Annotated in this window: 9 protein-coding genes and 1 pseudogene; 4 read left to right on the top strand and 6 right to left on the bottom strand. The window is 49.7% G+C overall.

Annotation, left to right across the window (positions count from 1 at the left end; all coding sequences use genetic code 11):
- Positions 1-3: 3 nt before the first annotated feature.
- The 6 genes from GS501_RS05530 to GS501_RS05505 all read right to left on the bottom strand — a co-directional run bounded on the left by GS501_RS05530 (position 4) and on the right by GS501_RS05505 (position 5530).
- Positions 4-621, bottom strand: coding sequence for a thioredoxin domain-containing protein (locus GS501_RS05530; protein ID WP_160830877.1), 618 nt, complete (start codon positions 619-621; stop codon positions 4-6).
- 64 nt (positions 622-685) lie between these two features.
- A complete protein-coding gene (locus GS501_RS05525; protein ID WP_160830876.1) occupies positions 686-1582 on the bottom strand; it encodes a hemolysin family protein in 897 nt (298 codons plus the stop codon).
- Entirely contained in the window at positions 1579-2070 is a 492-nt protein-coding gene (ybeY, locus tag GS501_RS05520; protein WP_160830875.1) for an rRNA maturation RNase YbeY, read from the bottom strand. Before ybeY ends, GS501_RS05525 begins: the two co-directional genes overlap by 4 nt.
- On the bottom strand, positions 2067-3134 hold the full coding sequence (locus GS501_RS05515; protein WP_160830874.1) for a PhoH family protein: 1068 nt from the start codon (positions 3132-3134) through the stop codon (positions 2067-2069). Before GS501_RS05515 ends, ybeY begins: the two co-directional genes overlap by 4 nt.
- Positions 3131-4522, bottom strand: a complete 1392-nt coding sequence (miaB, locus tag GS501_RS05510; protein WP_160830873.1) for a tRNA (N6-isopentenyl adenosine(37)-C2)-methylthiotransferase MiaB — start codon at positions 4520-4522, stop codon at positions 3131-3133. Before miaB ends, GS501_RS05515 begins: the two co-directional genes overlap by 4 nt.
- A 69-nt stretch (positions 4523-4591) precedes the next feature.
- Positions 4592-5530, bottom strand: a complete 939-nt coding sequence (locus GS501_RS05505) for a 1-acyl-sn-glycerol-3-phosphate acyltransferase (protein WP_160830872.1) — start codon at positions 5528-5530, stop codon at positions 4592-4594.
- Positions 5531-5741: 211 nt separating this feature from the next.
- On the opposite strand from GS501_RS05505, the gene GS501_RS05500 reads away from it, so the two are divergent.
- The 4 genes and pseudogenes from GS501_RS05500 to GS501_RS05485 all read left to right on the top strand — a co-directional run.
- Positions 5742-7805: an autotransporter assembly complex family protein gene (locus tag GS501_RS05500; protein WP_237442439.1), complete on the top strand. Its 2064-nt coding sequence runs from the start codon at positions 5742-5744 to the stop codon at positions 7803-7805.
- A complete protein-coding gene (locus GS501_RS05495) occupies positions 7805-11986 on the top strand; it encodes a translocation/assembly module TamB domain-containing protein (RefSeq protein ID WP_160830871.1) in 4182 nt (1393 codons plus the stop codon). Before GS501_RS05500 ends, GS501_RS05495 begins: the two co-directional genes overlap by 1 nt.
- 22 nt (positions 11987-12008) lie before the next feature.
- On the top strand, positions 12009-12659 hold the full coding sequence (locus GS501_RS05490; RefSeq protein WP_237442438.1) for a YceI family protein: 651 nt from the start codon (positions 12009-12011) through the stop codon (positions 12657-12659).
- 120 nt (positions 12660-12779) lie between these two features.
- Positions 12780-13487, top strand: a pseudogene (locus tag GS501_RS05485) (LA2681 family HEPN domain-containing protein); the annotation flags it as partial.
- Between the last annotated feature and the right edge of the window lie 34 nt (positions 13488-13521).

Genomic DNA, 13521 nt, shown 5'->3' with positions numbered 1-13521 from the left:
GCTTTAAGCCTTACTGACCAATTCGGCAAATTTTTCAACCGTTTCTGGATCCTGAGCATAAGCATTATTGTTAAAGCGGAAATACGGTGTGCCCTGAATATTATAGTTCGACCCATCAAGTTGAGCTTGGTCATAGAGGGCTTTAGCAAAAGTTTTATCTTGGCGGATGGCATCAAATTGTTGCGGAGAAATCCCAGCTAATGCGGCTTCTTGCTTAAGATGTTGCAATGGATCACCAGAAGAGAAAGCCCATTGCATCTGGCGTGAGAAGAGGGAGAGAATGAACGTCTCGTAGCGTGAAGCAGGAAGTGAACGCGCGATCATCGCGGCAATGAGGCCGATTTGATCTAATGGGAAATCGTGAAATTGGTAACGGATTTTTCCCGTATCGATGAATTGCTCGTGAATCTTAGGGAATTCTTCTGTCGCGAAATGGGCGCAATGTGTGCATGTGAGGGAGAACCATTCTTGCACAAGGACAGGGGCTGTCGGGCTCCCAATAATACGGGGAGAGAGGCGTGCATCTGTTGGGGTATTGGCTTTGGCAATACCGGAAACGGCCACAAGACTTGGCGCTGCGGCTAAGAAGGTGCGACGAGAGAGGAAGGAGGAGTTGGTCATGCGAGAAGGCTCCTTTCAGGGTGGGGAGAGCAGTCTAAGAAAGACATTATCAACGTCATATTGCCTATGAAGCGTCAAGAGGTCTGTTTTCATGGGAAAGGAGGAGTGGGCTATGGGTTTCAGCCCAACCTTCGGGCAGGCGCATCCGTAAGGTGAGAATATGGCGTGCATCGGCATCAAGCACGCGAAACTCAACACCACTTGGATGTGTGAGGACCTCATCACGCACTGGGACATGCTCAGCCAAATGGAAAACGAGCCCTCCGACCGTCTCAATTTCAGCCTCACGTTCTTCTTGTGTGAGGATAGGGCCGAAGCGTTCTTCAAGCTCACGGACGGATAAACGTGCATCAAGATCAATTGATCCATCTGGGCGTTCAATCCATGGAGTGGTTACAGGGTCGTCATGCTCATCAGAAATATCGCCCACGATGGTTTCGATGAGATCTTCGATCGTAACGAGTCCATCAATGCTCCCATATTCATCAATGACGAGGGCCATATGGGTGCGGCGCTGACGCATTTGAAGCTGGAGATCAAGCACTGGGATGGTAGGCGCAATAAGAAGAGGCTGACGGAGAAGGCTTTTAAGGTCAAAACTCTCCTTCGTATCTAAATGAGAGATGAGATCTTTGACGTGAAGCATCCCGACGATGTCATCTAATTGCTCATGATAGACAGGCATGCGTGAATGATGTTCACGCCGCATAAGGGCGAGAGCATCCTCAAAAGAGCTGGTGTCTGGCATGGCAATAATATCAGCGCGTGGCACCATGACATCATCAGCGGTGATATTTCTGAGATGAAGAACATTCATAATGAGTGAACGTTCTTGACGGTCTAGCTCTGGTGCTTCCTGTGTGGAAACAAGATTTTCAATTGCCTGACGAAGGTCAGGGGCATGATCTTTTCGGCTAAAGAGCCCAAAAAAACCAGAACGCGACGAAGGATGGTCTGTCATTGGCCGATCTTCCCTCCTTGTTTCCAAGGATTGGCATAGCCCATGCGGCGCAAAATATACGCCTCACGCATTTCCATGCGCTGGGCTTCGCCTGGATGATGGTGATCATGGCCGGCAAGATGGAGCACCCCATGCAGCAGGAGATGAGTCAGATGGGCCTGGAAGGAACGATGGGCGACCTCTGCTTCCTTTTTAATGGTCTCAAAAGCAAAGACGATATCGCCCCCATGATGGGGAGGGAAGGCATCAAAGGTTAAGACATTAGTTGGTTTATTGCGCCCACGGAAGCGAAAATTAAGCTGTTTGACGCGTCTGTTATCGGAGAAAACAAGGGTAGGAGGTGGCGTGTTGGAGGCGTTTATATCGCCGTAACGCAATGCCATCTGATATGTATGCTGTACGATCCGTTCAAGATTATTCAAGGTTGCCCGCCACTGAGGCGCTTCGATGACAAGGTCAGTGGGGGCGGTTCTATGTCGGGGAATCATGGTCTTTTCTGTAAGAAGGAAGGAGGGGTTTTGTGGGGTGTGCGGTCATACGCATCAACAATACGGGCCACGAGGGGGTGTCGCACAACATCTTCGGACCGAAGGCGACAAATGGAAATCCCCTGCACATTCTCCAATGTTGTGACAGCGTCTTTAAGGCCGGATGTCACACCTTTAGGAAGGTCAATTTGGCTCATATCTCCCGTAATGGCCATACGAGTATTAGGCCCCATGCGGGTGAGGAACATTTTCATCTGTGCGGGTGTTGTGTTTTGCGCTTCATCAAGGATGACATAAGCATTACCGAGCGTACGTCCACGCATAAAAGCAAGGGGAGCGACCTCAATTTCCCCATTGCTCATACGGCGCGTCAACTGGTCACCGGGCATCATGTCATGCAGCGCATCATAAAGAGGGCGTAAGTAGGGATCAATTTTCTCCCGCATATCACCAGGCAAGAAGCCAAGGCGTTCTCCCGCTTCAACAGCGGGGCGTGAGAGGATGATCCGGTCTACTTGGCCGGCTTGAAACATGGCGACGGCTTGAGCAACAGCGAGGTAGGTTTTCCCTGTTCCCGCTGGGCCAATCCCAAAGACAAGCTCTTTTTGGGCGAGCTCGGCCATATAGGCGGCCTGCCCATGTGAGCGTGGCGCAATATTTCCTCGTTTGGTCCGGATGGAAGGCAGGTCTTCAAGCTGTGAGGATGGCACCTTTTTCTCATGCGTACGAGGGGTGGGCATTGTGCGACGATGAGCAGGGAGCGAGGTCAAACGGACAACACCGTCAATCTGCTCACCATCAATCATATGGCCTTGTTCAAGCTGCTGATAAAGCGCGAGCAAAGCCGTTTTAGTTTGCTCGACCGATGCAGGGTTACCCGAGACCGCGATGCGGTTGCCACGGCACACGAGCTGAACGTCCAGATGTCGCTCTAACCGCGCTAAGTGGCGGTCATGGTCCCCTACAAGATGTTGCAAGAGGTGGTTATCATGGAAACGCAGCGTGGTGGTGCGTTGTTCTCCAATAGTAGGAGAGGCGGATGAAGCGTGCGTAGACGAAGTCAAACGGCCAATGCCTCCTCATGCAAGAGGCCTCCCAATGAATTGGTGCGTTGTGTCGTGATATGGACTTTAACGATCTGCCCAATCAGGGAGGAATCTCCTTCAAAATGAACAGGTTGCAGATAAGGCGAACGCCCACTGAGTTGCCCTGGTTTGCGACCAGGCCCGGTGACGAGAATATCCTGAATTGTGCCTACAAGAGAAGCGTTAAACGCATCTTGCTGTTCACGCAATAAGGCCTGCAATCGCGCGAGACGGCGATCTTTCACATCTTCAGGGACTTGGAAAGGTTGACCCGCTGCGGGCGTGCCAGGGCGTGCTGAATATTTAAAGCTAAAGGCACTGGCGAAGGAGATATCTTTCACAAGTTGCATCGTCGCTTCAAAATCCTCATCCGTCTCACCTGGGTGCCCGACAATGAAGTCAGAAGACAGGGCGATGTCGGGGCGCAACTGACGAAGGCGTTTGATGATATCACGATATTCATCCGCCGTATGGCCGCGGTTCATGGCTTTTAAAACGCGGTCAGATCCACTTTGAACGGGAAGGTGGAGGAATGGCATGAAGATGGGATTGTCGCGGTGCGCCACCATTAATGACTCTTCCATATCGCGTGGATGAGATGTCATATAACGGAGGCGTAACAGGCCTGGAATGGCCCGTAATTTTTCAGCCAAACCTGCGAGGGAAAGAGGCTCTCCTTGCCACTCTCCATGATAGGCGTTGACATTCTGGCCGAGGAGGGTGAGCTCCCTGACACCGCTTTCCACCAAGCGTTTGGCTTCGGCAAGAACAGACGCAACAGGGCGGCTCACTTCCATACCGCGCGTGTAGGGGACGACGCAGAAGGAGCAGAATTTATCGCAGCCTTCCTGAATGGTGAGAAAGGCTGTGAGGTTGGCGCTATTTTGAGGGGCGGCTTCATCCGGCAGGAAGTCAAATTTCGTTTCGACAGGGAAGTCTGTGTCAATAACACCGCCCCCGGCACGCGTCACGCGGGCGACCATCTCAGGGAGGCGATGATAGGTTTGCGGGCCGAGTACGAGGTCAACGAAAGGAGCACGAGCGAGGAGCTCTTTTCCTTCTGCCTGTGCGACACATCCGGCAACTGCGAGAAAAGTATCCCGGCCTTTTTCGAGCTTGCGGGCTTCCCGAATTTTGCGAAGGCGCCCGAGTTCGGAAAAGACTTTTTCAGCCGCTTTCTCACGAATATGGCATGTATTGAGGATAATCATGTCGGCTTCTTCGGGGCGATCAACGGGCGCATATCCGAGAGGCCGGAGCACGTCAGCCATGCGAGCGCTATCATAAACATTCATCTGGCATCCCCAGGTGATGATATGAAGACCGCGTGGTGATGAGGAGGAGGACGAAGAAGTGTGTTCGGACATGTGATCCAAATAGGTTAAGAAAAAGGAAAAACAACACCCTCATCGGGTATATGTTTCAGGAGTTAGGACTTAAAGGCGGTTCTGGCGAAGATCTTCACATCCCTGACGTATCGCTTCGTGAGCGGCGTTGGATAACGTCCTGCGTGATGGGAAGGAGTCAGGATCAAGCGGTTCATGGAAAATAACAGAGGCCCGCATAGAGCGCCATTTCCCTAAAGCCCAGACATGGGGATTAAGTTCCATATCACCAAACCACGAAAAGACGGAGATACGGCGTGTACGCCCTACAGGCAAGCCTTCGAGTTGATCATACACAATCGAAACAGGCTGTATGAGCATAGGAGGGGTAATGATTTCCTCAGTGTTTTGACGATTTTTAGGTGGTTTCGCAATGGCGAATAATGATGGAACAAAAGGCATAACAGAACGCCCGTCTGATGTGGTTCCTTCAGGGAAGAAAGCAATATTATTCCCTTCTTCCATACGGGCGAGCATGTCACGAATATTAACATTAGCGTCTCGTGGGTCTCGTGTTGTGTAAACAGTACCAGCGAGATTGCTGAGAAAGCCTATCAGGGGCCAATGTTGTACTTCCTCTTTGGAGAGAAAGCATGTTGGCAGTATTTTTCCTAAGACGACAATGTCGAGCCATGAAGTGTGATTGGCTACATAAATAACGTATTTGCCATCAGCGCGTTTTTTATAACTTCCAGCATTTTTCCCAATCTTGCGGACTTTGACGCTCAAGATCCAACAGAGCATGGACCAAAACAAACGTGGGAAGCGCTTGGAGAGCGGCCTGGATGTATAGGCTAGAATGGGGAGGATAATGCAGCTTATTGCTCCCCAGAGCAAGACGCCGACAATACGTCGGATACTGCGTAGATTCTTCCACAATGAGCCAGGGGTCGTTGGAAGGCGACTGTTAAACTGCTCTTCAGGATCAAAACTCGGACGGTTCGAGCGCGAGAGTGTCGAGTTAGAAGACGATGTGGGATGAGAGGACATTGGATAATGATAAGAGCTTTATACGAACTAGACAATCACTGATCCACGCTCTGCGAGACAGGGAGTAATAGGTTTTATTAGGATAAAGAAACATTTAATCGCTCATTGCCACATCAATGACAGCTTTCACTGTTACTTTCGCGCACGTCTTTGTGGTATGAACGCAAAGGCTTCGGCTATTCAATAAAAATATCATGAAATTACGGGGACGATGGTGAAACCCACACGGATTGTGATCATAGCGGGTGTCATGCTGCTGGGGGTGGGGAATCATCATGCACGAGGAGATGATTTGCCTACAGCACAGGCTGATAGCCGGAGTGGCGTTAACTATACAACGACATTTAAGCCAACGGGTGATTCATTAGTGGATACGGGGCTTCAAGCCTCATCGTCTCTTCAGTCATTACAAAAAACACGTGCTGTCGGGCCGTTTGCTTTGGCAGGACGTATCCGCTCTGATTATGACCGGTTAGCGGGAGCGCTCCGTTCTCGGGGCTATTATGGGGGTGATGTTTTTATAAAGGCCAATGTGGGGGGACATGTTCTTGATGGATTGGATCCACAATTGGCGGCGCTTTTATCCTCAGTGCCCAAAGATCAAAAAGTTTCTATTACGATTTCAGCACGGTTAGGGCCGGTTTTTAAAATTGGTCGTATCATGTTTCTGTCTAACCCTAACCCTAACCCTAACCCTAACCCTAACCCTAACCCTAACCCTAACCCTAACCCTAACCCTAACCCTAACCCTAACCCTAACCCTAACCCGACAGTTAAGAAAGAAGCCCCGCCTAAAGAGGTCTCCTTAACGCCTGATGAAGAAAAACAAGTAGCGATTCATTCAGGAGATCCTGCGGTTGCGGCCGATGTGTTAGCGGTGCAGGGGCGTCTGCTTTCTTACTTGCAGGAACGTGGCTATGCGCAGGCGGATCTTTCTGCCCCTCAGGCTATTCTTCATCCTGAAACGAAGCGGGTTGATATACGGTTTTTCCTTACACGCGGGCCACGGGTTGTGATTGGTCCTTTGTTTATGAATGGGTTGCAGCGTGTGAAGGCGGACTATCTTTATCGTCGCTTGAGCATTCATGAAGGGCAGCTTTATCAGCCTTCCGTGATTGAGGGAGCCCGTTCCGATTTAGGCGGAACAGGGCTGTTCTCGTCTATTCAGGTAAGGAATGCCGATAAAACGCAGCCGATTTCGTCAAAAAAGAGCTCTGTCCCTGGCGTGAATGAGGAGATGCCGTTAATTTTTGATTTTAAGGAAGGAAAGCGGCACCGTATTACAGGTGATGTGGGCTATTCGACCGATCTTGGTGGGCGAGCAGGTGTTACATGGTTGCATCGTAACTTGTTCGGCCGAGGGGAGCAGTTACGTCTTGCGGCGATTGCGACTGGTCTTGGCGGGACATCCCAACAAGGGTTGGGTTACGATATTTATGCGGATTTTAATAAGCCAGATTTTATGAGAAGGGATCGTACCCTTAATCTTCGTGTCGAAGCGTTGCGCCAGCTTTTCTACTCCTATCATCAAACAGCGTGGTTAGCGCGTGGTGGAATTTCGCAACCTCTTGGTCGGGATTGGTATGTCAGCGGGGCAGGGTCTATTGAACAAGAAAGTATTCGCCAATTTGGTGAAACACGAGACTACTTTATTGGTTCGATACCATTGCAAGTAAATTATGATAATACACATCCAAGTTCGCCCATTGAGCCGGCAACACATGGTGTCAGAATTGCTTTGGGTGTAACGCCCTCTGTCTCTTTAGAGCATAAAACGTCATTTTTCATTCCGCTTAATTTGCAAGTTTCAACCTATTTTGATTTGACTCATTTAGGCATTAGTAAACCTGGGTACAGTGTTATTGCCTTGCGTGGGACAGTCGCGTCGATCCAGGGCGCGTCTACGTGGAATATCCCACCTGACCAACGTCTTTATGCGGGTGGGCCTGCGACGGTGCGTGGTTTCCGCTATCAAGGGGTTGGGCCACAATATGCGAACACGAAATACGCTATTGGGGGGACCTCAATGGATGCGGGGACAGTTGAGTTCCGCCAACGATTGCCTAAAAATTTTGGCGTTGTTGCCTTTGCTGATGCTGGTCAGGTTGGTGTGAACTCCACACCTGGTCATGGTAAGTTGCGCGTCGGTTATGGGGGCGGGGTACGTTATTATACGCCCATTGGTCCTGTTCGCGTTGACATCGCGTTACCTGTTAAGCGGCCTTATCGTGGTGATAAATGGGAGCTCTATGTAGGGCTGGGGGAGACTTTCTAATGCGTCGTTTGCGTCGGATTGCTCTTTGGACTCTCGCTGTTCTTCTTGGTCTTCCCGTGGTGCTGGTAGCTGTGGTGTTGGTAGCCGTCAACACAACGATTGGTCAGCGGACAATCGAAGAGAAACTCCCAGGCCTCACGGGGGGCATGGTACAAGTTAAAGGTCTGTCAGGTGTTTTGCCGTGGCATTTGGCTTTGGAGCATGCCGCTCTAAAAGATGAAAAAGGCGTATGGTTGGAGTTGGACCATGCGGACTTGCAGCTTTCTTGGTCAGCGTTGTTCCACAAAACAGTTAAGATTGATCACCTGCGTGCGGACCGTCTTAATGTTATTCGTATGCTTGTCTCGGCCCCTAAGCCAACACCAGAGCCGCAGACGAAGACAAAATTATGGCTACCATCGCTTGCGATTCAGTTGGATCAGTTGGATGTCAAACGCATTGATGTTGGTGAGTCTTTCATTGGGCATTCAGTATCGGTTGCTGTGTTGGGGCATGCTTATCTGAACGATATTTCCCCTTTTGGGCAGGGCGTTACGCTTAACACATTGCCAGCGCTTCAGCTTGGTGTTGATGTAAAGCGTTTAGACCAGCCAGCGCATATTGTTTTAAATGCTCACAATGGACATCGTACTATAGATGCGACGATTCATTTTGATGAAGGTGAGAATGGATTTGTTGCCTTATTAGGGCATATGCCTTCGTTAGATCCGATGGCGATGGATCTGACGCTTCATGGTCCTTATCAGAAAATCAACACAGCCTTTTCACTGCAAGCGGGCGTAGCGCAAACCGGTCAGCTGAATGCGTCTCTTAAAGGGGATGTGAATTTAGATCAGCTTACGGGCGCATTGGCGCTGCAATTAACGTCATCCCCCATGACGCTCCTACCAGGTATTGGGTGGGAGGCGATTCATTTAGCAACCAACTTGCATGGTCATTTGATGGTTCCTCAGGGTACGGGAACCGTTGATATTAAAGGGCTGGCGGCGTCAGGCGCTGGAGCGGAGACTATTCATCTTGATTTTGCGAGTGATGGAGAGGGAGCGCAGTCGCTGCCTCTGCAGTCGCAGCTTGTGGCACGCATTATTGGGTTGAGGATCCCCGGCAAAGACCCAACGTTATTTGCTGGAGCGCCTCTGACGTTAAAAGCGCATATACGCCCATCGGATGAGCATCGTCCCTTTGATGTCGCGCTGGATCATGATCTGGTCCATGTGTTGTTAAAAGGGGGCCTTTCCCCTGCCATTGCGGGTCATATGAGCGTGGTGGTTCCAAGTTTTGAGGCTTTGTCTGGGGCTATTGGCACGCCTTTAAAGGGCCATACAGAACTTAATGCTGATTTTGCGCTTCCTAAAGCATCACAAGATCCCATCACGGCGGCGTTGGATGGTAAGATTGCGTTTACAGGGGGACAGATTCAGGCGGTTCATCTTATTGGGCCGCAGGGTCATCTTGTGACGCATGTGACGCGTCTTCCCAACGGGCAAATACAGCTTGATACGTTGACCCTTGATGGACGTGCCTTGCATGTCAAAGGTCAAGGCGTGTTGGACCCTAAGCAACATCTTCAAACGGCGCTGTCGGTGACGTTGCCAGATTTACAGCAAGCTGAAGCTAGTTTGCGTGGTCATGCGGCTCTTTCCCTTGAGGCGCAAGGAGCTTTGACGGATTTGCAGGCTCAAGCACGGTTAGAGAGTGTGTTTGGGCTAAAGCGCGGGAATGTTGTGGTGCCCACAGCTCCCTTAACGCTTGTTGCTTCTGTGAAGCATCTTCCCAGCCACCCCGAGGGGAAGGTCGATCTAACCGGAATGTTGGATCGGGCGCCTCTTGCGTTACAAGCACAATTTGTGCGGGATCAGGCGGGAAATATGGGGCTCGACCTTGCCAATCTGTCGTGGAAAACCTTGCAAGGGAAGGGGAATCTCCGTTTGCCTGCAGGGCAGAAAATCCCAAAAGGGGATCTTGATCTTGCTATTAGTCATTTGGAGGTTTTCCGCAGTTTGATTGGGCAGCCGATTGCGGGGCATGTGGCTTTAAGTGTTCATACTGTGCAGATGGCAGGGCAAAAAGGGCAGAATGCCCAGCCTGAACAAGATACGTTAAATTTAGGGCTGAATGGTCATGTCACGATGGCAGATTATGCTGTGCAAGATATGAACCTTAAAGGCAGCGTAACGCATTTGCCGAATGACCCGACGGCTAATCTCACAATGGTCATTAAGGGAATTAAGGCAAAGGGCATAACGGGGGCCGTGCAAGGGCAAATAAAAGGCCCGCAAAATGCATTGGCTCTCGCATTGAAGGGGCGGTTCGAGCATGTTTTAGGGGCACCAGCCTCTTTTGATCTTGCGGCCTTGGAGGATGTTCCTGGTCAGCGTGTGCAAATCAGTAAGTTACTGGCTGAAGCAAAGAGTGAACATGTGCAGCTTCTGGCGCCTGCCAAAATCCAATATGGCTCGCCGATGGCTGTGGATCGGTTGCGCTTGAGTGTACGCGCACCACATGGGGTGCCGGCTTTGCTTGATGTTGCGGGGAAAATAAAGCCAGATTTGGCGTTAACATTAAAGCTTGATCAATTAACACCGGCTTTGGCGGAGCCTTTTGCGCCATCTATCAAGGCAGATGGCACAATTTCAGCTGTCGCCAATGTTCGTGGGACATTAGCAGCCCCAACCGGGACAATTACGCTTAATGGTGCTGGTTTGCATATGCGGAATGGGCCTGCTGATTCCTTAGAGCCGGCCTCTTTTCAGGTGAAAACGACCCTTCAAGGAAAAACGGCTCAACTTCAGGCGCATATGGCGGCGGGGAGAGAGTTGCTCTTTACTTTGCAAGGAAGTGCTCCTTTGCAGCCCACAGGGCCTTTGAATCTGACGACAAATGGGAAAGCTGACTTAGCTTTTGCGAATGCTATTCTTGGGGCTTACGGTATGGGGGTTGGTGGGCAGCTTTCTCTCGATATGGGGGTAAAAGGTACTCTGAAACAGCCGCGTTTATCGGGGAAGATACAACTCCGCGGCGGGTCATTTGACCATTATGCGCAAGGTGTCCATTTGACTGATATCAAGGGTGATATCACGGCGAATGGTGATAGTATCTCTATTGATCAACTCTTAATCCATGCGGGTAAAGGAACGATGAGCCTTGTGGGGAATGTTGGGGTATTACATCCTGGCCTTCCGGTTGATTTGAAGTTTGCCATGGATCAAGCGCAGCCATTGCGTAATGATATGATTGAAGAGACGATTGACAGTCAGCTTCATATCTATGGTCAAGCGATTGCGCGTATGGATGTTGCTGGTTGGGTTAAGATCCCCCAGGCGTCTATCACCATTCCTGATTCCATGCCGGCCTCTGTTCCGCAATTGGATGTTGTCACGCCACAAACAGAAGCCGAAAAAGCGTCTGCGTCGTCTCTACTGATTGGCCTTAATATTGACGTGAAGATACCTAGTGAGCTTTTTGTGCGTGGTCACGGGCTATTCGCTGAAATGCAAGGCCGATTGCATGTGGGAGGGACAAGTAAGGTTCCTGTTATTTCAGGTGGTATTGATTTGCGTCGTGGGAGTTTTAACCTCGGGGGGATTAACCTGAACTTTACCCAGGGGCATGTCGGTTTCGACGGGGTAGGGGTTACGCATAAGCTTGACCCATCAATTGATTTCCGTGCGGATCGGAACTCGAATGGGACGCTCGCGAGTTTGCTGGTTTCGGGCCATGCCAGTAACCCAAAGATTAGTTTTACATCCACGCCGCGTCTGCCACAGGATGAAGTGCTTGCAATCCTTCTCTTCGGTATTAATCGTGCGTCTCTGTCAACGACGCAGCTGGCTGAGTTGGCAGCGGCTGTGGCCCAAATTGGTGGGGGTTCCTCTTTCGATCCTCTTGGAATGACCCGAAATGCTCTTGGCCTTGATCAATTAACGATTGGTGGTGGAAGTAGTGTTGGAAATGGGGGAACGAACGTTGAAGCTGGGAAATATGTGATGAAAGGGGTGTATGTCGGGGCACGTCAGGGGCTGTCTGGAAAAAGCAGCTCTCAGGCCGAGGTGCGTGTTGATCTGACGAAACATCTTAAATTGAACACGACTGTGGGCACAGGCGGGCAGGTTACTGGCTTTACAACGCCTGAAAATGATCCTGGGTCAAGTATCGGTTTGTCTTATGGGACAGATTATTAAGGGGTGATGTGTGCTATTTTGCATGGTACAATTACCTGCCTATGACGATGATTTTGGGGAGCGCTGTATGAAAAGAGTATCTTACGCTATTGCTTTAGGGATTGTAGCGTGTGCGTTATCGCATCCTGCACAAGCTCAAGTGGATACACGTACTTCTCAAGTGCAGTCGGGTGAATATTCTGTTGAGTCAGGTCACACACAGATTGTGTTCTCACTCAGTCATTTTGGCTTTACGACCTATACGGGGATCTTACCCAATATTACGGGCCACCTGACGCTTAATGCGCAAGATCCTAAACAATCGAGTGTATCGGTAACTATTCCTATGGGGGATATTCAGACGACCAATTCTTCTTTGAATGATGAATTGAAGGAAGCTCCATGGTTTAATGTTGCGAAATATCCCAATGCCACATTTCAATCGACCTCCATTATACAAACAGATCCAAGCCATGCCGTGCTGTATGGGAATTTGACATTACATGGTGTGACGCGCCCAGAAATGCTGAAAGTGCATTTCATTAGTTCAGGCATTAATATGTTTGACAAAAAATACACGGTCGGCTTCGAAGCGAGCGGCACGATCCAGCGGAGTGACTTTGGTGTAAAAATGTTTGTCCCTTACATAGGAGACGAGGTGCAGCTTCGCATTGCTGGTGCATTTGAAAAGTAACGTAAAGAGTGAGAGCGCTATCTTCACATTGAATATGCATGGATGTTGAGAGCAGGGAGATGACCGTTCACCAATTGATGGTGCGGTCATTTAGGCGAGCAATCGAGAGGTTCTACTCCGCCCTCGATTATAGGTTTTTTCAGCCAGATGAAGCAGGAATATGTTTCTGCACGGTATATGTTGTTTGAAGGAATGAGCAGCACTCAGGTTCATTTTTCAGATCGTGATGTTACGCTCACAAATACGCTCGATTACCCACTTTATTCACTCGCGAGTGAGAGAATGCGGACAGCTTTTCGGATTGCTTATTCTTTGCTCGATAAGATCGCTTTTTTGATTGATCGTTATTGGAAGTTAGGAAAAGTGCCTGAGCGTATTAGTTTTAAGAATGTCTGGATGGTTGAGAGGAAGCAGAGATTACTTCCGCAATTCGAGGAATCAGATAATTGGCCTTTACGGGGACTTTACTGGCTGTCGAAGGAATTATTTGACGATCAGCTTAAACAGACAACCGCTTTTGATGCGCGTGAACTTCATGCAATTCGCAACGCACTGGAGCATACTTATCTGCGTGTATATGAGGGTTGGGCTAAACCGTTCATGGATGAACCGGATAGCAGCAGGTATTTTGGGATGAACATTGGAAGTGATGAACTAGAATCGAAGACGATCCGATTAATGAAGATCGTTCGATCGGCTTTGTTCTATGTGTCATTTGCGATCGGTCATGAGGAACGTAAGAAAAATTCTGCCGACTCAGAGCATATGATTCTGTCGATACCTCTTGATTATTTCGAGGATGATAGGAAGTATCGCGATCCACAATAGAGTGATTATTTATCTGATATAATCATATTTCTTT

This window comes from Saccharibacter sp. 17.LH.SD (genome assembly GCF_009834805.1).
In the GTDB taxonomy this organism is placed as follows: Bacteria; Pseudomonadota; Alphaproteobacteria; order Acetobacterales; family Acetobacteraceae; genus Saccharibacter.
The sequence above is the reverse complement of the archived record's forward strand: the minus strand, read 5'-3'. Positions and strand labels throughout refer to the sequence as shown.